At 49.2% G+C, this 21233-nt stretch carries 20 protein-coding genes; 15 read left to right on the top strand and 5 right to left on the bottom strand.

Going from position 1 to position 21233, the window contains the following annotated elements:
• Positions 1 to 583 precede the first annotated feature (583 nt).
• The 3 genes from J1781_RS12380 to J1781_RS12390 all read left to right on the top strand — a co-directional run bounded on the left by J1781_RS12380 (position 584) and on the right by J1781_RS12390 (position 3511).
• On the top strand, positions 584 to 2131 hold the full coding sequence (locus J1781_RS12380; protein ID WP_331252979.1) for a methyl-accepting chemotaxis protein: 1548 nt from the start codon (positions 584 to 586) through the stop codon (positions 2129 to 2131).
• 181 nt (positions 2132 to 2312) lie between these two features.
• Positions 2313 to 2768, top strand: a complete 456-nt coding sequence (locus J1781_RS12385) for a DUF5680 domain-containing protein (RefSeq protein ID WP_235174996.1) — start codon at positions 2313 to 2315, stop codon at positions 2766 to 2768.
• 197 nt (positions 2769 to 2965) lie between these two features.
• Positions 2966 to 3511 (top strand): chorismate mutase, encoded by a 546-nt coding sequence (locus J1781_RS12390; protein ID WP_217218604.1) that lies wholly within the window; start codon positions 2966 to 2968, stop codon positions 3509 to 3511.
• A 352-nt stretch (positions 3512 to 3863) separates the two neighbouring features.
• Here the strand turns inward: J1781_RS12390 and J1781_RS12395 are convergent, their stop codons facing one another.
• The gene (locus J1781_RS12395; protein ID WP_217138054.1) at positions 3864 to 4076 is read right to left on the bottom strand and encodes an ogr/Delta-like zinc finger family protein; all 213 of its coding nucleotides are present in this window, start codon (positions 4074 to 4076) and stop codon (positions 3864 to 3866) included.
• Positions 4077 to 4716: 640 nt separating this feature from the next.
• On the opposite strand from J1781_RS12395, the gene sacB reads away from it, so the two are divergent.
• Positions 4717 to 5964 carry a levansucrase gene (gene sacB, locus J1781_RS12400; RefSeq protein WP_129955387.1) on the top strand — a complete coding sequence of 416 codons (1248 nt, stop codon included), beginning with the start codon at positions 4717 to 4719 and terminating at the stop codon, positions 5962 to 5964.
• A gap of 133 nt (positions 5965 to 6097) precedes the next feature.
• Positions 6098 to 6388: a phage holin, lambda family gene (locus J1781_RS26505; protein ID WP_408004160.1), complete on the top strand. Its 291-nt coding sequence runs from the start codon at positions 6098 to 6100 to the stop codon at positions 6386 to 6388.
• A 66-nt stretch (positions 6389 to 6454) separates the two neighbouring features.
• Here the strand turns inward: J1781_RS26505 and J1781_RS12410 are convergent, their stop codons facing one another.
• From J1781_RS12410 to J1781_RS12420, 3 genes are read right to left on the bottom strand one after another with little or no spacing between them, the layout of a single operon-like run.
• Positions 6455 to 7747: an NAD(P)/FAD-dependent oxidoreductase gene (locus tag J1781_RS12410; protein WP_217233666.1), complete on the bottom strand. Its 1293-nt coding sequence runs from the start codon at positions 7745 to 7747 to the stop codon at positions 6455 to 6457.
• 53 nt (positions 7748 to 7800) lie between these two features.
• Positions 7801 to 8223, bottom strand: a complete 423-nt coding sequence (locus tag J1781_RS12415; protein WP_217138051.1) for a RidA family protein — start codon at positions 8221 to 8223, stop codon at positions 7801 to 7803.
• Between the two features lie 53 nt (positions 8224 to 8276).
• A complete protein-coding gene (locus tag J1781_RS12420; protein ID WP_217233667.1) occupies positions 8277 to 9416 on the bottom strand; it encodes an ornithine cyclodeaminase family protein in 1140 nt (379 codons plus the stop codon).
• Between the two features lie 178 nt (positions 9417 to 9594).
• On the opposite strand from J1781_RS12420, the gene J1781_RS12425 reads away from it, so the two are divergent.
• The 5 genes from J1781_RS12425 (at position 9595) to araC (ending at position 16461) form a co-directional block, all read left to right on the top strand.
• The gene (locus J1781_RS12425) at positions 9595 to 10410 is read left to right on the top strand and encodes a helix-turn-helix domain-containing protein (RefSeq protein WP_129992223.1); all 816 of its coding nucleotides are present in this window, start codon (positions 9595 to 9597) and stop codon (positions 10408 to 10410) included.
• A 139-nt stretch (positions 10411 to 10549) separates the two neighbouring features.
• Entirely contained in the window at positions 10550 to 11950 is a 1401-nt protein-coding gene (locus J1781_RS12430) for an APC family permease (protein WP_217233668.1), read from the top strand.
• Positions 11951 to 12309: 359 nt separating this feature from the next.
• Positions 12310 to 13533, top strand: coding sequence for an oligosaccharide MFS transporter (locus tag J1781_RS12435; protein ID WP_129955399.1), 1224 nt, complete (start codon positions 12310 to 12312; stop codon positions 13531 to 13533).
• An 18-nt stretch (positions 13534 to 13551) separates the two neighbouring features.
• On the top strand, positions 13552 to 15561 hold the full coding sequence (locus tag J1781_RS12440) for a beta-galactosidase (RefSeq protein WP_217233669.1): 2010 nt from the start codon (positions 13552 to 13554) through the stop codon (positions 15559 to 15561).
• Between the two features lie 27 nt (positions 15562 to 15588).
• Positions 15589 to 16461, top strand: a complete 873-nt coding sequence (gene araC / locus J1781_RS12445; protein WP_129992221.1) for an arabinose operon transcriptional regulator AraC — start codon at positions 15589 to 15591, stop codon at positions 16459 to 16461.
• A gap of 128 nt (positions 16462 to 16589) precedes the next feature.
• Here the strand turns inward: araC and J1781_RS12450 are convergent, their stop codons facing one another.
• Positions 16590 to 17342: an IclR family transcriptional regulator gene (locus J1781_RS12450; protein ID WP_129955405.1), complete on the bottom strand. Its 753-nt coding sequence runs from the start codon at positions 17340 to 17342 to the stop codon at positions 16590 to 16592.
• Positions 17343 to 17744: 402 nt separating this feature from the next.
• On the opposite strand from J1781_RS12450, the gene J1781_RS12455 reads away from it, so the two are divergent.
• The 5 genes from J1781_RS12455 (at position 17745) to J1781_RS12475 (ending at position 21232) form a co-directional block, all read left to right on the top strand.
• The gene (locus tag J1781_RS12455; RefSeq protein WP_129955407.1) at positions 17745 to 18137 is read left to right on the top strand and encodes a RidA family protein; all 393 of its coding nucleotides are present in this window, start codon (positions 17745 to 17747) and stop codon (positions 18135 to 18137) included.
• 111 nt (positions 18138 to 18248) lie between these two features.
• The gene (locus J1781_RS12460; protein ID WP_129955409.1) at positions 18249 to 19073 is read left to right on the top strand and encodes an ABC transporter substrate-binding protein; all 825 of its coding nucleotides are present in this window, start codon (positions 18249 to 18251) and stop codon (positions 19071 to 19073) included.
• A gap of 49 nt (positions 19074 to 19122) precedes the next feature.
• Positions 19123 to 19857: an amino acid ABC transporter permease gene (locus J1781_RS12465; RefSeq protein ID WP_217233670.1), complete on the top strand. Its 735-nt coding sequence runs from the start codon at positions 19123 to 19125 to the stop codon at positions 19855 to 19857.
• Positions 19854 to 20498: an amino acid ABC transporter permease gene (locus J1781_RS12470; protein WP_217138046.1), complete on the top strand. Its 645-nt coding sequence runs from the start codon at positions 19854 to 19856 to the stop codon at positions 20496 to 20498. Before J1781_RS12465 ends, J1781_RS12470 begins: the two co-directional genes overlap by 4 nt.
• Entirely contained in the window at positions 20495 to 21232 is a 738-nt protein-coding gene (locus J1781_RS12475) for an amino acid ABC transporter ATP-binding protein (RefSeq protein ID WP_217138045.1), read from the top strand. Before J1781_RS12470 ends, J1781_RS12475 begins: the two co-directional genes overlap by 4 nt.
• Position 21233 lies beyond the last annotated feature (1 nt).

The raw sequence follows: 21233 nt of genomic DNA on the forward strand, positions 1-21233 counted from the left end.
ACTTTAAGCCGCCCAAGATGAAAAAAGCCCGCGACAGGCGGGCAAATAGATCAGGATCATTTTTGTATATATTGGGTGAAACACGACTAAGTTAACCTGTCTCTGGTAAACCAATCACAAATGGAGAAGCCAATATTTAACCCTACTCTTACCATTACGTAATCAAACGAATGCTAAGCCAAGAAATGTTCAACATTCTGTTATCAACAGAAACCTAAGAAACTCAAAACAAAATTAAGTAATCGGTTGCTTAATTAATGCGTCTCAATTCCGAAATAATCATTCACACAAGATAAGATAATAATCAAACTGTTGATTTTAATTGTAAATTAAATTAAATAACTAATGTAACCACAGATAACAAAACCAAATTAACACTTCTTCACTGTTATTTACACATTCTCTTTTATTAATATTAAAGATCTGCTCCACCTCCCCCGATAAAGCGTCACAAACCTAAACCGGCGTTAAATCAACCAAACGTTCATTTTGATTGGAAATGTACGGAGTTTATTTGACTTAGCTGCGTAAGGTAACAGTGTTCTCCATAACCTCATTTATGATTCACCTGCCAGAGGGTAATATCTTGACTTTTAATAACATTAAAATTGGTGTGCGTTTAGGACTCGTTTTTGGCTTTATTATCACGCTCTTAATTATCGTTAGCATAACTGCGTTCGTAAAAATAAACGCCATCAATGCCTTAACCCAGCAAATGATTGAGGTTCGCTACGAAAAAGTCAGGTTGGCCTTTGATGTGCGCTTTCAGGTCAATGAACAGATAAAGTTTCTGCGAGGTGCCGTCATTGATTACGCCAGACCTGAATATAATAATCAGCGCTTACAATCGCTTAATAATGCATCATCTGCGACACAACAATTGATCGCAAAAATCACTGCTCTTCAAACGACGGCCATCGGGCAACAAAAAATCAAAGCACTCGCCCAGGCAAACGAAGAATACAGGGACGCACAGAAAGGATTATTTGCTCTTTTGAAAGCAGGCAAACGTGAAGAGGCAGAAAATTATGTCCTACGCAGCATGCGGGCGCCGGAAGCTGCAATGCTGAAATCCACAGCAGATTTCGCCGACTCTCAGGCTTCACAAATGAAAGAAGAAGGTCGTCAGATACTGCATGAGAGTGCAATGGCAATCAGGATAACCCTGCTGATATCCCTCATGGCCATCATATCTTCCATTATTTTAGGATATTTACTCACCCGCTCTATCACACGTCCGATGATGCATGCTATTCGTATTGCTGAAAATGTAGCCAAAGGCGATCTCACCTCCGAAATACAGGTCAATTCTACGGACGAAACCGGGCAAATGATGCTTGCTCTGCAGAATATGAATAATAACCTGCGGAAAATTGTCAGCGAAGTCCGTTCGGGCACTGACACCATTGCGACGGCTTCTCAGCAAATATCAATGGGAACGCTTGACCTCGCTTCACGTACCGAGCAACAGGCCAGCTCGCTTGAAGAAACGGCCTCTGCGATGGAGCAGATGACATCCACCGTAAAACAAAATGCAGACAATGCCCATCAGGCAAATAACTTGTCCAAATCAGCGTCACGTGTTGCCACCGAAAGTGCCGATGTGGTGAGTCAGGTTGTGGTGACCATGGACATGATTAATGACGCCTCTAAGAAAATTGTCGACATCATCAGCGTCATCGACCGCATCGCTTTCCAGACCAATATTCTGGCGCTCAACGCTGCGGTGGAGGCTGCACGGGCCGGAACGCAGGGAAGAGGATTCGCGGTCGTTGCAACAGAAGTACGTGGCCTTGCACACAGTTCTGCGACAGCAGCCAGAGAGATTAAAAATTTGATTGAGGAATCCGTTACCCGGGTGGACGAAGGTACCCGTCTGGTCGCTCAGGCGGGCTCAACTATTTCGAACGTCGTGAGCAGCGTAAGCAATGTCACCGACATTATGGGTGAAATTTCTATCGCCAGTGTTGAACAAAGCACCGGCATCGGTCAGATCAATGCTGCGATCAACCAGATGGACAGCGTCACACAACAAAATGCCTCCCTGGTTCAGGAAGCCTCTTCATCTGCGCAGTCACTGGAGGATCAGGCTGTCCGACTGGTGAAGGCGGTTAGCATGTTTAAACTCTGATAAGGATTTAAACATCTTAAACGGGGCATTGCTGTTTATCCGCTCCCTGTAGCGTCAGAAAAATTTCTGACGCTACAGAAGAATAAATTATTAACAAATATTTCACTTTTGAAACTTGTCAAATAAAAGATTTTTAACTATTTTTACGACTCTTTAATTTCAGGCAGGAAAAAAAATATTAATGAAGGATTTTTTAATCGAAGCAAATCGTTTTCTATACACGGCACCCGATACATTAATTATAAGAAAATTACCTCAGAATGATGTGAATCTCATTGAATACAGTAGGGATAATTATTCGTACAGAAACTACTTTACGGAAGGTAAAATAGTTTTCGGACAGATAATTATCTCGCTAAACAATAATCCAATTTGGTGTATGCAATTTAATGGCGGTGCCACAATACCGTCCCTGGATGAGAGGACAATGCGTAATCTCAGGTTTATTGCGCGTAAGAACCGTGGACAGGCAGATCATCGTTATCCCATCAGGGGGCCCAGAGAAAGTATTTATGCGGATTTGCATTACTTCAATGATGTGTTTGGCTGCCTTGATAAATTTCAGGGACATGAGTTCATTCAAAGTCAGGGGGAAACCTGCTTTAAAATGAAATTCTGTGGTGGGTCATTATGTTAGCGGCTCCTCTCCCGATGAGAAGTCATATTAAATAAATATAATCGGGCAACAAAAACGGCGATTTTCTCCGACAATTTCTTTCACTTCATCAACTGATGACTCACTTTTAGGATTAACGGAAGGTATTTTGTCACGGAACGGTATTATTACCTGAGTAGAGTACCTAACTCATGTTTACTGTTGCGTCAGAGGGTTCTATGGCTTACATCGTGGTTTTTTTATCATCATTGTTCATGGTGGGTTCCGTATTTGCGGCTTCCGTGTCCACCGTTGCGATTTCCACCCTCACTTCAGCCATGAATCAGCGCATGCTGGACATGAAAGATGTCGCGGATTATAAAGCCGCACACCATCTGCCTGTAGAAGATATGATCCGGGAACAAAGTGTCCTAACCCGTACCCGTGAGGAGGCTGAAGAGTCAGGGCTCGACGGCAGCTCAATACAGCCCTTTATTCAGGCGCAAATGGATGTCGCAAAGGCGATTCAGTATCGTTACTTTGCCCAGTGGTTATCTCAACCACCCGACCGCACGGGTACGCAAAGAAGCCTGGATGACGTCAGGGCGTCCATTTCTCTGCAGGATAAAAAGATTCTTGAAGCTATCAGTCAGAAATTACTTGCTGGCGGCTTCCGTGAGTCAGACAAGTCAGAAATATTTAGTCTATTGCAGGCACCGCATCTGACAGATGCGGATAAAAAAATGTTGATCGGCTCTTTAGTTCATGTCAGGCGTATTAAATAACGGCCTTTCATCAATACAGCAACCAGGACGAAAGGAATAACGATCCACTTCAGCAAGCATGGGATGTTGAGCTAGCTCGCTGAGCGGTATAGCATTCTGTACGTTTCATAATGGTTCTCAATTCTCTGTCCAGAGTGGCTTATCTTAACGATCAATTGATCTTGGTAGCAGGAAATTAACTGATGGATTTCCCTCTCCATTCAAGCCTTGCCCTCAATCAAACTAAGTGTATTGTTAATTCTCGCTAAAAGTGATCAATAGAATGCGCTTCAAACAAATTAAAGACCTTAGTTTCTCATTTGTTTAATAAAAGCGCAGAATATGACAAACAATATTAATCTGTGGTCGCTAGCTATTTTAAATAGGATTCTTCCTGATTACAGCCTGCATCTTCTGTTTTTTCAAAGGTTGGGCTGCAGAGGATTTTAGAAACGGTTTCAATTGTTTTAAAAGTGCATGAACACTCTATGTTTTGGCATTGATAATATGACTCCTTGGTTTGCTGTGACAGGTATCGGCTGGTTCGTATATGTGCTGAGTGATTGCAAAGCGGGCAACGCATCATAGGTAAAGCCTCGTTAATGTAATCATGCTAACTCATTGAATGTTAAGAATTATATTGCGTGGGGTAATGATTGTCTTACTTCGACTGAGAGCGCAGAAGAAATGGGTGGGATGCAAACAAAATAAAGAGGAGAAAATAAAATCATTCCTGACATAACGCTTTCCTTAAAGATGTTGTGTACTTACTGTCTGATACATTCCATAAAAATTAAATAATTTATAGCTGTCTTAACCCTCACACAACAAATTAAATTGACATTGAAAAGTAATTCAAAATATTTCTTCCTAAGGATTTATTAATAATTATTTAGAATTTCGTGCTATTCCTCGCAGTTAAACCGATTATTTTTCTCTGGACATTCATAATGAGTAAGCCCATCTCGTTTGCTAGCTATTTTACTAGAAGTTGTGATGAACCGGTAGAGGATAAAATTCGCTTCTTTTCCTGACTATGAAAAAATAATATGTAGCCAACTACACAACTTCCATTACCCAAACATATATATAAGGTATTTCATATAAATTATGTATACATAATGGCACAACATCAACTGAGTGCATGCCTTATTTAATCATGCAACTATTCTTACGACTTCAAACGTCAAACACTCTTAATACTTATTTAATTAAAGGATATTTACATGACAAATTTAAATTATACACCGACAATCTGGACACGTGCTGATGCTCTTAAGGTCAACGAAAATGACCCTACCACCACCCAACCGATTGTGAGCGCCGATTTTCCGGTCATGAGTGATGAAGTATTTATTTGGGATACTATGCCCCTGCGGTCATTAGACGGTACGGTGGTTTCTGTAGACGGATGGTCCGTTATTTTCACGCTTACCGCTCAGCGTAATAACAATAATTCGGAGTATCTCGATGCGGAAGGAAATTATGACATCACAAGTGACTGGAATAATCGCCACGGGCGCGCAAGAATTTGTTACTGGTACTCCCGGACGGGTAAAGATTGGATTTTTGGCGGGCGTGTGATGGCAGAAGGTGTCTCCCCTACAGCCCGCGAATGGGCAGGAACGCCCATTTTGCTTAATGAAGACGGTGATATTGATCTTTATTATACCTGTGTCACGCCGGGAGCGACCATTGCAAAAGTGAGAGGCAAAGTGCTGACCTCAGAAGAAGGTGTAACGCTGGCCGGTTTCAACGAGGTTAAATCATTATTTTCAGCTGACGGCGTGTACTACCAAACTGAAAGTCAAAATCCGTACTGGAACTTCAGGGATCCAAGCCCGTTTATCGATCCCCATGACGGGAAGCTCTACATGGTATTTGAAGGAAATGTGGCGGGTGAACGCGGTTCTCACATCGTTGGCAAAGAGGAAATGGGTATCCTGCCGCCGGGCCATCGTGATGTGGGTAATTCGAAATTCCAGGTGGGCTGTATTGGTATGGCCGTCGCCAAAGATCTGTCGGGAGACGAATGGGAAATTCTCCCACCTCTGGTCACGGCTGTCGGTGTGAATGATCAAACCGAACGCCCGCATTTTGTCTTCCAGGATGGAAAATATTACTTATTCACTATCAGTCATAAATTTACTTATGCAGATGGTCTGACAGGTCCTGACGGTGTTTACGGCTTCCTGAGTGATAACCTTACCGGCCCGTATTCTCCGATGAACGGCTCCGGTTTGGTGTTAGGCAATCCGCCTTCTCAGCCCTTCCAGACCTACTCACATTGCGTCATGCCCAATGGCCTGGTGACATCCTTTATTGATAACGTTCCGACAAGCGACGGTAATTATCGTATTGGTGGGACAGAAGCTCCTACCGTAAAAATTGTCCTTAAGGGAAACCGTTCCTTTGTAGAGCGCGTGTTTGATTACGGGTATATCCCGCCGATGAAAAACATTATTTTAAATTAATGAGGTAATCTGCCCTTCCGCATATTGTTTGCGGAGGGGCAGGTTAAAGGAGTCATAGTATCTGAAAGATATATGCCTCATCAGACCTCAAAGGTAAAAAGGCTTTATTTTGAAACCCGACCATCCATTAATAATGTTGTTCTTAACGCTTTTTTTTCGCCAGGATTCTCCTGTCAGCGGTGTAATGATGTCAATGTTAATGGCACTGCTCAGGACAATATATTTGAAAGGCTCCCGACGGGAGATAATATGCGAAGCGTTACTTTGTGGAGCTCTCACTATAACTGCGATTTCAATAAGTTTATACTTTGGAGCCTCTGAAAATATGACGATGAGTATCGGCGGTATCATTGGTTTTATCGGCGTCAGAAAAATATGGGAATATTTAACCAGTTATATTCAGAAGAAATTATTAGGGAAGTAAACTTATGAGCGGCTTAACATCCCCCTTTTCGGTCAAAGCACCAAGTGGCAATAAATCATTTCTGTCTCAGAAACGCTCAAATCGATACGGAGCGGGATCAATAATTGGCTGACAGCCGGAAACAAGATCGGCCGCCAGTTGTCCGGCTGCTGGCGAAGTACCAAAACCATGACCGGAAAAACCCGTTGCAACCGTCAGACCGGGTATTCGGTTTACAGGTCCGATAACCGGGTTGGAGTCTGGTGTAACATCAATCGTTCCAGCCCATGTATCGGCAATCTCCGCTTTGGCGAATGCGGGCCAGGCTGCCATTAAATTATCCATTGCTTCCTGATTAAGTGCCCGGTTGGCAGGGGGATCCATCATCCGCACCTTCTCAAACGGCGTGATACTTTTTGCCCCCCAATGACGTGCCAGCGTCAGGTCATGCAAAAAATTCTTACCCAGCGAAATGCGTAAATTGCCGCGCTGTGCACGCAGCTGGGGCAAATAGCGTAATCCGAGCAATAGATGATCCGGTACCAGTGAAGCATCCAGCGCGCCGCGCTGGGTAATAATGAACCCGCCATCCTGATGTTTTCGGAAAGAAAAATCCGGTGCGCCAACTGCTATTTCTGTCGGGCCAGCCATAGGACGAGTGCGCAATACCGAGCAGATTAATGGTAACGTCGGCAAGGATACGCCATGATTGCCCAAAAAACGCCTCGACCAGAGCCCGCCGGCGAGCAGCACCTGATCGCAACGAATTTCGCCTCGTTCCGTGACCAAACCACTGACCTTCCCGGCAGAAAGTGTCAGGCTGCGCACTGCGCAATTTTCCACAATAAAGGCCCCTCTGGCGATCGCAGCTTTTGCTATCGCGCTGGCAGCCAGTGTCGGTTCGGCCCGTCCGTCGGAAGGCGTATAGATCCCCCCTGCCCATTGCCCTCTGCCCCCGGGGACCATTGCAGCAATTTCGTGTCGACTAAGCAAACGTGAGTCAAGTGACAGCTGCGCAACCGATTTGAGCCAACCTTCATACAAAGCCATCTGCGCCTGCGTGCGGGCAACGAACATTATCCCCGCCTGGCGGTAACCCACATCACTTCCCAGCCGATGCGGCATCATCGCCCAGAGCCGATCCGATGCCAGCGCTAACGGAATATCTTCGGCAAGACGGCTGGTCTTACGTACCCATCCGAGATTACGGGATGATTGCTCTCCTGCAATAGCGCCTTTTTCCAATAAAACTACAGGGATTTTACGTTCAGCCAGCGCCAGTGCAGCAGTCAGGCCAACGATGCCCCCTCCGATCACCACCACAGTCGTTGCGGCAGGGAAAGTGGCGGAAGTCTGAACAGGAGTTATTGCCGGAGCCATAGCGACCTTCTTAAGTGGTTTAATATGCAAAAATTCAGTAAAAGAACCCGGCACTAAGACCCGACAATGATTTCTTCCACTTCCGCTTTTCCAGCCCCGCGCCAGGCAGTGGCTTCTAACTCAACTTTATAAACGGTCGATCCCAACGGCGGACAGGTCACCGTGGTCGCCGGATTGATGCCACGAAACTTCGCACCAATAATCTCCATCACGCTAGCGACATCCTTAGGATCCTGAATATATACCCGGGAAAAAACCACATCGGAAAGCGTGGCATCGACCGCTGCCAGAGCCATCTCAATATTTGCAAAAACCTGGAGTGTTTGTTCAGTCACGTCGTCAGGAATTTCGTTGCTACGCGGATCCCGGCCGGCCGTATTGGAGACAAAAATCCAGTTATCGACAGCAACAATGCGGGAATAACTCCCCCGTTCTTCAAATTTTGAGCCGGTTTTTACTTTAGTAATTTGGGTCATTTTGTACCTGTAAGATCAGATTATTGGAGGTGAATACGTGACTTATCCGGTACTCAGAAGAGTACAGGCGCATTCCACAGGTTGAGTTTGAGGCCGATCCCTTTTTCAAGCGCATTGCGATAGACAACAGTACCCCAGGCCACATCCTCAACCGGCATACCGCCGACTGACATGATGATGATTTCGTCATCGCTTTGGCGCCCCGGCGCATCTCCGGCAACAATCTTGCCGATGTCTTCCAACTGGTCAGCGGACAATTTCCCGGCCGCCAGCATGTCCATAAACCGCACGCCTATTACGGGGATGGTGTGATGGGCAGGTTTCGGGACCTCTTCATACCAGGCGTGATAAAGCCCGGTATTGTCGAGCACTTTACGCACATCGGGTTGCTCCATGCCCTCGTCAAGGTTACACAGCGCCGGCATGGCGAGAAAAGCACCAGGCTTGACCCATTCGCGTTTTACCAACGGATAAGTTGCCGGATCGCCGACTTCCCCTGAGCTGCAATAGGTGACGATATCCGAATCACGCACCACCTGTTCAAGGCTATCGACGACCTGGATGTTGGTGATCTGAGGAAAGGTATTTCTGGCCCAAACGATAAAGCTGTCGAGATTCTTCTGACCACGGCCTTTCACTTTGATGGTGTTTATCTGCGGGCAGACAGCCATAAACGCCGCCACAGTAGTTTTCCCCATAACGCCAGGCCCCAGCAACCCGATCACCTGTGCATCGTGACGTGCTAAATGGCGGGCGCCGACACCGGGTACAGCCCCCGTGCGGTAGGCTGACAACAAATTTGCCGACATATACGCCAGTGGTGCCCCAGTATCCGCATCGTTTAGCGTAAACATCAGAATGGATCGTGGTAACCCCTTCTGCCGGTTGGCGATATTAGAGCCATACCATTTCATACCCGCAGTGCAGAAATCGCCGCCGAGATAGGCGGGCATCGCCATAAAGCGACGTTCAGCTGTCGGTTTAGGCATATTGGGAAACGGTGAGTCGTTCGGAAAAGTCACCATTGCCCCATGTGAATCGTTGTTCGCTCCGGCCATGCGATAATCTCCCTGGTATAGCAGAGCAAACATCTTTTCCATCGTGTCAACACAGGCAGTCATATCAGTTACACCAGCACGGATCATGTCCTGCTCGGAAAGATAGATAAAATCAATTTTAGCGGCGTCAGACATGCCAGTTACTCCGTTAATGGGTGGGTTACATTTTTGTTAATCGTTTCGCGACACGATGAAAATTACGGGATAGGAAAACGGCTGTATTGAATATTTGCGACATTGTGAAAAAGAGATCGCCGGATATGGCATCCGAATTGCAGAGACAGGAAATGTTCTTTGTTATGGCGGGGGGCTTATGTCCTGTACAAACATTATCAATCCGGAACAGCCGTGGTTTGTGCTCAGTGCAGCGAGACAATATTCGCTGATGAACGCTGAGAATTCGGCCATTTCCCATTTTTACAGTTTCGAGGTATCTCCGTCTGCCCCTCTGACCCTCGCGGTACCGGATGGTTGCGTAGATATTGTCTTTGACTGCGATACCATTCATCCCATGGCGCGGGTATGCGGAACCACCCTTGAAGCGCGCAGCGCAAGGTTAATCCCAAACCACCGCTATTTCGGTGTGCGCTTTGCCCCTGGTGTCATTCCGGATTTTCTCGATGTGATGGCAGAAGATCTGACCGACCGCGAGTTTAATTTTCTGGACGTGGTTCCGGACGCACGTCAGGCCTGCGAGCAAATCCTGCGCACTGAGTTATTTGCACAGCAAATCACCTTGTTTAATAACTATTTTACGCCGCGACTGGCACGCAAAACGTCAACGGTGACTGCTTCAATTATTCGCACAATCCTGCAACAGAAAGGCAATTTCCGTGTCGGGCAACTGGAGGCATTAACTGGCTATACCTGTCGTACCATCCAGAGACAGTTTCGCCAGGATACCGGTATGTCTCCGAAGGCATTTGGCCGCATCATGCGCTGCCAGTCTGCCCTGAACAGCTTACATCAGGGTGCCAGCGTCTCGTTTTCCGAACTGGCACTGAATTTGGGTTTCAGTGATCAGTCACATTTCCTGCGCGAATTCAAAAAACTGATCAGTACCACCCCGCTTGATTTCCAGCGCCGTATGCTTCTTGCCGCCCATGCCGAGCGTATTAGTTACCATTAGGTTATTTTCAAGTTAACAGAAGGTGGCACTAAAAAAGTGCATATGTTGCACTATATGACTGTCCGATTTGTTCTATCCCACGCTGGCGCCGCTGGGAAATGATGCTGTCCTATATCCACTTACAAATAGGGCGCTGGCGATGAGTAACATTAATGGGTTAAGAAAAAACTCCCTGGGTTTATTTTCTCTGGTCTTCTTTGTCGTTGCCGCTGCCTCCCCCCTGACAGGGGTTATTGGTGGGTTGCCTGTGGCAATTTTTACGGGGAATGGCGGCGGTGTTCCGGCCGTTTATATTATGGCCTGCATTATTCTGATGCTCTTTTCTGTGGGCTACATAGCGATGAGCCGCTATGTAAATGACGCCGGAGCTTTCTATACCTATATATCAAAAGGCCTGGGAGAAAACTGGGGGGCCTCCGCGTCAGTACTGGCCTTGATTGCCTACCTCTCTATTCAGATAGCCATAATTTCCATGCTCGGCTTCTTTAGCCAGGAGTTCCTTGCACAGCATCTTGCGCTACATATTCCCTGGTGGGCACTCAGTATGCTGTTTACCATTATTGCCTGGATTTTCGGTATTAAACGGGTAGAAGTCGGGGGGAAACTGTTGGGAGTGCTGATGATCGCGGAAGTGGCAATTGTGCTGTTGACGGACGTCAGTTTGCTGATAAAAAAGCCGGGGCCACTGAATTTCAGTTCATTTGATCCGGCCGTGTTTAGTCACGGCAATCTCGGTATTGCGTTTATTTTTTGTATCGCTTCATTTATCGGCTTTGAGTCAACGGCGATTTATGCCGAAGAGTGTCGTGATCCGCATAAAACCGTGCCGCGCGCCACCCTCTGCGCACTGCTGATGATTACCGTTTTCTTTGGCTTTACCAGTTGGTCGCTGGTGCAAGCCTATAATTTTGATCAGATTGTGGAGATTGCCCGTAAAGACCCTGGAAACTTCATTTTTGATATTACCCGCGAATATGTCGGTCAGTGGGCCGTTGAAACCATGTCCGTGCTGCTGATCACCAGTCTGTTTGCTGCTGCACTGGCATTTCATAACAACATTTCGCGTTATATCTTCAGCATCAGCCGTGATGGCCTGATCTGGAAAGAACTGTGCCAAACTCACCCGGCCAACGGAACGCCGCACAAGGCCAGCCATGCCCATAGTGTGATTCTACTATTGCTGCTGATGGGAATGGGCGGCACCAATATGGATCCGTTAGTCCAGATTTTCGCCTTCGGCTCCGCGATTGCGACCTTGTCGATCCTGATACTTCAGGTAGGGGTCTCTGCTGCCGTTATCCGGTTTTTCCGGCGTGTTGGCAAACACAACCACAGCGCGTGGCAAGTGCTGTGGGCACCAATGGGCGCACTCATTACCATGTCGGTTACCATTATCATGGCGATCAACAATCTGCAGCTACTCACTGGTGGCGGTGATGCAAAGCTGGTGGAATTTATTCCCTGGTTTCTTGTTGTTTGTGCCGGTGCTGGTTACCTGTTATCGGCGAGGCGTAAGATGCATGCAGTGAAGTCAAAATGATTTATCTCTTCATTGCACCCTGCTTGTAAAATATCAGGCATATTCGCGGTCAGCGTTATTGTTCGTTTCTCTTTTATAACGCTGCCCTCGTTTTTACTTCTACCCGTAGCGCTTCCCGTTACGTCAGCGACGTCTATTTCCCGGGAAAATAAACAGGCTCACCCCCCTGACCTCCCTTCCGCCGAATACTGTGACCTGGATCTCTCGTCCCCCCCATAATGTGAAGCCGCTCACGCGCGTCTCGCTGTAGCAGGTTATTACTGGTCGGTAGCGAAACGTTTATGACTCCCCGTCGCGCAAAACGGTAACGTTGCTCGCGTCTCTACATCAAGATTCGTGTGTGAGGAAACGAGGGTATCATGAAAAAAAATTATTCAATTAGCTGCCTGTTCTTCCTGTTCTTCTTCATCGGTTGGGGCTGCTGTTATCCCTATCTGTCACTTTGGCTGACGGAAACCATCGGCATCAGCTATACCGATGTCGGTCTGGTTTACTCATTTACCGCTATCATCGCGGTTTGTGTGCAACCACTTTTTGGCTTTATCTCCGACAAACTGGTCTACCGCAAACACCTGATGTGGATGCTGGCCATCATTATTACACTGTTTGCTCCCTACTGGATTTATGTCTTCGCCCCACTGCTGAAGTACAACGTGATTCTCGGCGCACTGGCTGGAGGGGTTTATATAGGCATGGCCTATGGCGCTGGCTGTGGCATCTGCGAAGCCTATATTGATAAGGTCAGCCGCGCCTCCGGATTTGAATTTGGTCGGGCGCGTATGTTCGGCGGGATTGGTGCTGCTATAGGTACATTTGCCGCCGGCAAGCTCTACGGCGTCGATCAGAACATGATTTTCTGGCTGGCCAGCGCTGCCGGGGTCTGCCTGCTGTTTGTCGTCTGGAAAACCCGGGTCGACACCACCCATGCAGGAGCACAACCGCAGAGCAAAGGCTCTCCCGTGACTTTTGATGACGCCACCGCTCTGCTAAAGATGAAGAAATTCTGGTTCTTCGCTGCCTACATGATTGGCGTCGGTGCGGTCTATGAAACTTACGACCAGCAGTTCGCTATCTATTACAGCCACTTCTTTGAAAGCAAGGCGCGCGGTGCGGAAGTCTTTGGTTACCTGACGACCGGGCAAATCGTCCTTGATGCGGTAGTGATGTTTTTCGCGCCCTGGTTCGTCAATAAAATCGGCCCTAAAAACGCCCTGCTGTACTGTGGCATAATTATGAGTCTGCGCATTATCGGTTCTGCCTGGGCGATCGGCCCGGTCTCCATCAGCCTGATTAAACTGCTGCACGGCTTTGAAAGTTCAGTGCTGCTGGTTGCTGCGCTGAAATATATCGCCGCTAACTTTAACCCTATGCTTTCCGCCACCGTCTATCTGATTGGCTTTCAGTTCGCCAAAAGCTTCAGCTCGATTTTCCTCTCTACCGGCATTGGCCATATGTACCAGAGCCTGGGTTTCACCAGCAGCTACGTGGTGCTTGGCAGCATAGCCCTGTGCTTCACTCTGCTCTCCTTTATCACGCTGGATAAAGCGCGATTTTTCGCCCCGCAGTCCGCAGCCGCACACTAACTTCATGAGGTAAACTCTATGTCTGATTTATATTACGGTGTCGCTTATTACGACGAATATATGCCGGAGGACCGACTGGCGAAAGATATCGCACTGATGCGCGAAACGAACATCAATGTCGTACGTATTGCCGAATCCACCTGGAGCACGCTGGAGCCGCAGGAAGGTGAATATAATTTTTACCACATCGATCGTGTGCTTAACGCAATGCACGAAGCGGGTATCGCGGTGATCATCGGCACTCCCACCTATGCGGTACCGGCCTGGCTGGTCGCTAAATACCCTGATATTCTCGTTACCACCGCCGGGGGGCAGCAGAAGTACGGCCCACGGCAGATTATGGATATCGTTAACCCTAATTTTCGCCGCTATGCGGAAAAGATTATCCGCACCCTGCTGGCGCACGTGCACCACCACCCGGCGATTGTTGGCTGGCAACTGGATAACGAAACAAAGCACTACGACAACGTCGGACATTATATGCAGACGGGATTTGTACGCAGTCTGCGCGAAAAATACACCAGCCTCGACACGCTAAATCACGACTTCGGCCTCGATTACTGGAGTAACCGCATCGATAACTGGGATGATTTCCCGCCCGTTGAGAACACCATTAATGCCAGCCTCGCCTGCGCCTTCTCATGCTATCAGCGCCAGCAGGTGACGGAATATCTGGCCTGGCAGGCGGAGATCGTGCGGGAGTACTCGCTCCCTCATCAGTTCGTGACCCATAATTTTGACTTTGAGTGGCGCGGCTATTCGTTTGGCGTGCAGCCGCGGGTTGACCATTTTGCCGCCGCGAAGGCGCTGGATATCGCCGGGGTTGATATCTATCACCCCAGCCAGAAGCACCTGACCGGGCGGGAAATCGCCTTTGGCGGTACTATCACCCGCGCACTCAAGGGGGGAAATAACTATTTCGTTCTTGAAACGCAGGCGCAGGGGTTCGCCCAGTGGACGCCGTTCCCCGGCCAGTTGCGGCTGCAGGCCTTCAGCCACGTGGCCGCCGGCGCGGCGATGGTTTCCTACTGGCACTGGCATTCCATTCACAACGCTTTTGAAACCTACTGGAAGGGTTTGCTGAGCCACGACTTTTCGCGCAACGCCACCTGGCAAGAAGCGACGACTATCGGCGCCGATTTCGCCCGCCTCTCCCCTAAGCTTGCCGGGCTGCGCGCGGAGAATGATGTCGCACTGTTGATCAGCAACGAAGCGATGGATGCGCTTAACCAGTTTCGTCCCGGTAATGCTCAGGGCAACGTCTACAACGATATTTTCCGTCGCTTCCACGACGCGCTCTATGATCATAATATCGCGTTGGATATCATTAATGACGTAACTGATGAAACCTCGCGCTATAAAACGCTTATTGTTCCTGGTCTCTACGCCGCTGATGACGGTCTGCTGGCGCGCATAAACCACTATATTGAGCAAGGAGGGCGAGCGCTGATTGGCTTTAAGTCTGGTTTTAGCGACGAGAAAGTGAAGGTGCGCAGCAGTGCCCAGCCGGGCATCCTGTGTCAGGCCTGCGGCGTAACCTATAGCCAGTTCACGCTACCTGAGGACGTAACTGTTGCTGCCTGTACGCCAGCGATCGACTGCCGTGCACATAATAATGTCGAACTGTGGATGGAACTGCTGACCCCTGCGCCGGGCACCCGCACGCTGCTGCGCTACCAGCATCCGGCCTGGGGAGAATACGCGGCGGCCACTGAGGCAGATTACGGTAAAGGACGGGCGCTGTATGTTGGCTTCCTGCCACATAAATCGCTGATTCAGCAGCTTTTTGACACGCTGACCGATGGGCTGAGCTTACGTTCACGCACCTCCATCCATCGTTATCCGCTGGTCGCCAGAACGATGCGTAACCGCGACGGCAAGTATATCCACTTCCTGTTTAACTACAGCGCTGATAATCAGGAAGCGATCGCGGAAACGGCAGGCACTGAACTGCTGAGCGGTAAAACAGTGGCCTGCGGTGAGCCATTGCGTCTCAAAGGCTGGGACTTTAGTATCATCGAAAGTTAACGGCACATGACTACCGGCGGAGAAGATATGGAACTGGATATCAATGAGCTTTTGAACTTCTCGCCATTGATAAAAACCTTCACCTTTAACGCCTGGGTAGTTGCCGGTTTTACCCCCATCAGCCGTGGATCGAAGCTCGACTACTATATTAACCGCCCTCAGGGGATGAAGGGCTACATCATCAACCTGACCCTGCGCGGCCAGGCGCGGGCCAAAGCAGGGGACGGGGCACTGCTGTTTCGCGAAAATGAACTGCTGTTGTTCCCGCCCGGCGTATCCCACCACTACGGGCGTGATGAGCATAGTGAGTTCTGGGATCATCTGTGGATTTACTTTATCCCGCGGCCCTATTGGGTCGACTGGCTGAAGTGGGATCACACCACTCATGGCATTGGCAAAACGACGGTCAACGACCCGCAGCAACAACTGGTGCTGCGCGATCTGTTTTACGAAGTAATCCGCCACTATAACGACTCAGTACCTTTCTCCGAAGCGCTGGCGATGAATGCACTGGAGCGGCTAATTATAAACTGCTTTCAGTTGCAGCCGATCAGTAACCGTCATGCCCATGACCCACGTATCAACGCAGTCTGCGATTACCTGAACGAACATATCGCCCAGGAGATGAGAATTGAAAGGCTGGCCGCGATGGTTTTTCTGTCGCCCTCGCGGCTGGCGCACCTGTTTAAAAACAATCTGGGGCAGACTATTTACGCCTGGCGCGAGATGCAGCGCATTAATCGGGCAAAATGGCTGATGCAGACCACGGCATTGCCGCTGAGCAAGGTGGCAGCGTCAGTGGGCTATAGCGATCCGGTCTATTTTACACGGGTGTTTCGCAAACATAATGGTATTCCCCCAGGGGAATACCGAAAACGCTATGCTGCAATGAAGGGCTAACGTGCCAAATCTGACGCCAACGGAGCAGGATTTTAGGGTAGGGTCATGGCTGATAATGACTGTTTCATAAAAAACGTATCATGACACGGAACTGAAAGTTATCACCTGACTAAGAAAATGCGTCGGACTCAGGTGAAATCAGACAATTTTTGCCCGAAAACGATCAACTCTCTCAGTAACATCTGACGGCGCTCCTCAGGCGTATCGCGACTCACCATAAAGCAGATAGCGGCTATCGCCTGCCCGCTACGCGAACGAATCGGTGCTGCCATACAGCAGGTAAAACTCTCTGACAAACCTTCGGTCAGGCAATATCCCAGTTGTCCGGCACGATGGATATCTTCGAGGAACGCCTGCTTGTCGAGGACCTGCCCGTTTGCCAGGCGATAATCTTCTTCAGGGATGAGATCGAGAATGGCACTGTCTGACCAATTACTGAGCAGCAGACGGCCGGTGGCCGTCCAGGTAATCGGTACCCGCACCCCGATATCAGAAGTGATTTTGAAGGGGTGGGCACTACTTTCTGACAGAACTACGGTGTACTTATCCCCTTCCAACATACATAGCTGCACCGTCTCACCAAGACGGGCCACTATCTCAACCATTAACTGATGTGCACGGCGGATGAGATCGTTATGCGCCATGTAATCTGCACCGTAGTAGTGCATTTCACGACCAAAGAACACCGCGCCGTCGGCATCCAGTTCAATCAGCCCAGCCTCACTCAGCAGACTGACAAGTTCATATACGCTGGAACGCGGCGCACCGGTGGCGTCGATCAAATCTCGGATCGCCATGGGCTGACGAGCGATATGCAACTGGCGAAAAATGTCGATAACCCGGTCAACGCCGCGCGCACGCGATAGTTTCTCGTCCGGCATAAGCAAATTCTCCTGATGCAGTCAGGCGATCACGCCAGACAGTAAAAAAGAAAAGCATCATACACCGAGAGTCGTCGTTAACCCATCCCCGTTAATTAAAATTTTATTGGCTGAGTGTATATTTCCTTGTTCTATTTTGGGGCCTCATTTTTGCGCATAACGTGCAGATTATTTTTTTAAATTACGAGAGGGATAACATTTCCATTCGGAAACTTGCTTCTTTCATTTTTATTTTGCGATCGCGACGGCATCACAAAAATTAAATTCCTCACGACATATTGCAAAAATAAAAAACCTGTGCAAATCTTGGGCAATCCGATATTGCAGATAATAGTCCGATATACCAGACTACTGCCATGCCGTACAAATGGGCATTCTCAGAACAAAAAGGAGCAGTGTTGCATGACGATCAAACGTTATGGTATTGAAGGCGGCACCGGTACCGGTGGGCAAAAACTGCCGTTCGCACGAGCAGTAGAGGCCGATGGCTGGCTATATATCTCGGGTCAGACACCAATGCGCGAGGGCGAAGTGGTGGAAGGCGGCATCATCGAACAGACCCGGTTGGCGTTTGATAACTGCCTGTCCATTATGCGTGAGGCAGGTTATACAGTGGAGGATGTGGTTCACGTTACAGCGGTATTAACTGACGCACGTTACTTCAGTTCATTTAATAAAGTTTTCAGCGATATATTTACCGGAAATCCACCGGCACGTATTTGTAGCGTGCAGGATTTAGTCGTCGACTGCAAAGTGGAAGTGGATATGAAATGCTTTCGCGCCGATAGAAAATAATATTATTAATCTGATAACTACCTGAGATTTTTATTTATTCGCCAACACCACGGCAGTCCGTTAATAACTCATGTTTTTCATGTTGTCTCCATTTAATAAGCGAGAAAAATAATGAATGCAATTTCGTTAAAAATCATCGCCGGAACGCTGGTCATGCTGGCCGTTGCCGGTTGTACTCCCACGGAAGAAAAAAAAGAGGCGGGTGCGGCACCTCAATCGGCGCTGCAAACCGTATTGCAACGTGGCACGCTGCGCGTGGGTGATTGCCTGAGTTTCGCTCCTTTCGGCTTTTACGATAAAGACGGCAATCCTGATGGTTATGACGTCGATTTGGCGAAAGCGCTGGCGAAAGAGATGGGTGTGAAACTGGAGATGGTGAACACCACCAGCGCCAACCGCATCCCTAACCTGCAAACCAACAAAGTGGACGTGGTGTTCTGTAACTTCACACGTAATCTGGAACGCGCCAAAGAGATCGGCTTCACCAATCCGTATGTGGTGGCAAGCGAAGCGATGCTGGTCCGTAAAGAGAGCGGTATCAAATCGGCGCATGACATGGCCGGAAAAACCATCGCGACGGTGAAAGGGTCAACCAATGGTGACGAAGTGCGCAGCATGGGTATCGACGTGAAAATTCAGGAATACGATTCCTCTCAGGCAGCGATCCTTGCCGTGAAACAGGGTCAGGCTGATGCGATGATCGAGGATAACAACTTCCTCGCTTATCAGGCCAAGCTTGATCCGACGCTCGCCGTCACCAACGAAGCGCTGGTGCCGCTGGAGTACAACGCTTTTGGCGTGAAACAAGGAGACCAGGCGTGGCTGAACTACCTGAATGAGTTCCTGTTTGAGATCAACGCTTCCGGTGAGAATGCCAGATTGTATCAAAAATGGTTTGGCGATAAACCGCGTTATCCACTGAACCCGCAATTCTGATCACCTGCGGCGTGGCAGCTTTTGCTACGCCGCAGGAAGGAGTCCATTCATGAGTTATCAATGGCTAACCCTGTGGAGTTATGGCGAGACTTTCCTGACCGCCGCCTGGCTCACGCTGCAGGTCACTCTTCTCGCCTTCATGCTGGCCGTCGCACTCGGGTTGCTGGCAGCACTGGCGAAAGCTTCCGCGTTAGCTCCGCTACGCTGGCTGAGTCACTGCTATGTCGAATTCATCCGTAATACGCCGGTGTTGCTGCAAATTTTCATTATCTTTTTCGGTCTGCCCTCGCTCGGCGTCACCATGAGCGCCTTTACTGCTGGCGTGCTGGCACTGGGCATTAACGTCGGTGCTTATTTGTCGGAGATCTTTCGTGCCGGGATTCAGTCCGTGCCGAAAGGACAGCTGGAAGCCGCGTGGATCCTCGGTATTCCGCGCCATCAGTTGTTTCTCAGCGTAGTGTTACCCCAGGCCGCACGCGCGGTGTGGCCAGCCATTATCAATAATCTGATCCAGTTGCTACTGGGTACTTCGCTGCTGTCGGCGATTGCCTTACCCGAACTGACCGGCACGGCAACGGTGATCAACGCCCGTACCCTGCTCTATATCCAGACTTTCAGCGTGGTGACGGTGGTGTATTTGCTGCTCAGCAACCTGTTTGCCTGGCTCGGTAATCTGGCAGGACGACGGATGTTTCATCCGCCGCTGGTTACCCGGGTAAAAAAGCCCGCCTGGTGGGCAAGGAAATGGCTGACTAACCCACTGAAGCGGGAGAACGCGCTATGAACGACCTGATCACCAGCTCGTTACCGCTGTTGCTGAAGGGGCTGGGTGTCACCCTGCTTCTGTCGGTGGCGGCGATTATCGGCAGTACCCTACTCGGTCTGCTCACCGCCGTGCTGCGAACCAGCCGTTTGCCAGTCGCACAACAAGTTGCCGTGTTATATACCGAGCTTTTTCGCGGAACCCCGGTATTGATCACCCTGATGTTTATCTACTTCGGCGTGGCGTATTTCGGCTATGAAATCAATCTGTTTGCTGCCGGGATACTGGGTCTGAGCATTTATCAGGGCGCGTATATCGCTGAAGTGTTTCGTGCCGGGATCGAAGCGGTGCCGAAAGGACAATCGGAAGTCTCGTGGATCCTCGGCCTGTCTAAATACCAGACCTTTTTTAGCGTGATCCTGCCACAGACACGCGGCATTGTGCTGCCGCCGCTGGTGGGCCAGTATCTTTCTCTGATTAAGGATACGTCGATCGTCAGCATGATCGGCATGTCTGAGCTAATGCATCAGGGGCAGGCCATTGTCGATCGCATTGGCCAGCCGGTGGTGATCTACGGTCTGGTGGCCGTGCTGTACTTCGTTGTGTGTTTTCCGCTTTCCCGTTGGGTACAACATCATCAAACCAGGAGTCAGTTATCATGAGCAAATCCGCCATTACGCTGAGCCGTATTACTAAATCGTTTGGTACCACTCAGGTACTGAAAGAGATCAGCCTTGATGTTTCGCCCGGCGAAGTGCTGGTGCTGATTGGCGCATCGGGTTCAGGAAAAAGTACCGTACTGCGCATTATGAGCGGACTGGAAACAGCCGATGGGGGGGAAATCTGGGTCAACGATGTGCCGCTGCACGACAATAAACGCAACCGGGAAATTTGTGGTCATGTCGGGATGGTGTTCCAGCAGTTCAACCTGTTTCCCCACAAAACCGCGCTCGGTAACGTGACACTGGCGCTGATTAAAGCGCAGAAACTGTCTGAAGCCGAAGCGAATAAACGCGGCATGGCAGCCCTGACCCGCGTCGGTCTGGCTGAGCGCGCACACTATTATCCAGCGCAGCTGTCAGGTGGACAACAACAGCGCGTAGCCATTGCCAGGGCGCTGGCGGTTGAACCTAAAATTATGTTTTTTGATGAAGCAACTTCGGCGCTCGATCCCGAACTGGTCGGCGAAGTGATGGAGGTGATGCGCAGCCTGGCGCGTGAAGGTATGACGATGGTCGTGGTCACGCACGAGATGGGTTTTGCGCGCAAAACCGCTGACCGCGTGGTGTTTATGGATCAGGGTGTAATTGCTGAACAGGGATCGCCTGAGCAGATTTTCGTTCATCCACAGAATCCCCGCACTCAGCAATTTTTGTCACGTGTGCTTGAGCATTAAT

The sequence above is a fragment of the Rahnella perminowiae genome, from assembly GCF_019049695.1.
GTDB lineage: Bacteria > Pseudomonadota > Gammaproteobacteria > Enterobacterales > Enterobacteriaceae > Rahnella > Rahnella perminowiae.

Bases quoted from the DNA above. Each gene is read 5' to 3' on its own strand.
- sacB (WP_129955387.1), top strand. From the start codon at position 4,717: ATGACAAATTTAAATTATACACCGACAATCTGGACACGTGCTGATGCT.
- J1781_RS12475 (WP_217138045.1), top strand. From the start codon at position 20,495: ATGAGCAAATCCGCCATTACGCTGAGCCGTATTACTAAATCGTTTGGT.
- J1781_RS12410 (WP_217233666.1), bottom strand. From the start codon at position 7,747: ATGGCTCCGGCAATAACTCCTGTTCAGACTTCCGCCACTTTCCCTGCC.
- J1781_RS12420 (WP_217233667.1), bottom strand. From the start codon at position 9,416: ATGTCTGACGCCGCTAAAATTGATTTTATCTATCTTTCCGAGCAGGAC.
- J1781_RS12440 (WP_217233669.1), top strand. From the start codon at position 13,552: ATGTCTGATTTATATTACGGTGTCGCTTATTACGACGAATATATGCCG.
- J1781_RS12425 (WP_129992223.1), top strand. From the start codon at position 9,595: ATGTCCTGTACAAACATTATCAATCCGGAACAGCCGTGGTTTGTGCTC.
- J1781_RS12435 (WP_129955399.1), top strand. From the start codon at position 12,310: ATGAAAAAAAATTATTCAATTAGCTGCCTGTTCTTCCTGTTCTTCTTC.
- J1781_RS12395 (WP_217138054.1), bottom strand. From the start codon at position 4,076: ATGATGCGTTGCCCGCTTTGCAATCACTCAGCACATATACGAACCAGC.
- J1781_RS12460 (WP_129955409.1), top strand. From the start codon at position 18,249: ATGAATGCAATTTCGTTAAAAATCATCGCCGGAACGCTGGTCATGCTG.
- J1781_RS12430 (WP_217233668.1), top strand. From the start codon at position 10,550: ATGAGTAACATTAATGGGTTAAGAAAAAACTCCCTGGGTTTATTTTCT.
- J1781_RS12470 (WP_217138046.1), top strand. From the start codon at position 19,854: ATGAACGACCTGATCACCAGCTCGTTACCGCTGTTGCTGAAGGGGCTG.
- araC (WP_129992221.1), top strand. From the start codon at position 15,589: ATGGAACTGGATATCAATGAGCTTTTGAACTTCTCGCCATTGATAAAA.
- J1781_RS12455 (WP_129955407.1), top strand. From the start codon at position 17,745: ATGACGATCAAACGTTATGGTATTGAAGGCGGCACCGGTACCGGTGGG.
- J1781_RS12450 (WP_129955405.1), bottom strand. From the start codon at position 17,342: ATGCCGGACGAGAAACTATCGCGTGCGCGCGGCGTTGACCGGGTTATC.
- J1781_RS26505 (WP_408004160.1), top strand. From the start codon at position 6,098: ATGTTGTTCTTAACGCTTTTTTTTCGCCAGGATTCTCCTGTCAGCGGT.
- J1781_RS12390 (WP_217218604.1), top strand. From the start codon at position 2,966: ATGGCTTACATCGTGGTTTTTTTATCATCATTGTTCATGGTGGGTTCC.
- J1781_RS12385 (WP_235174996.1), top strand. From the start codon at position 2,313: ATGAAGGATTTTTTAATCGAAGCAAATCGTTTTCTATACACGGCACCC.
- J1781_RS12415 (WP_217138051.1), bottom strand. From the start codon at position 8,223: ATGACCCAAATTACTAAAGTAAAAACCGGCTCAAAATTTGAAGAACGG.
- J1781_RS12465 (WP_217233670.1), top strand. From the start codon at position 19,123: ATGAGTTATCAATGGCTAACCCTGTGGAGTTATGGCGAGACTTTCCTG.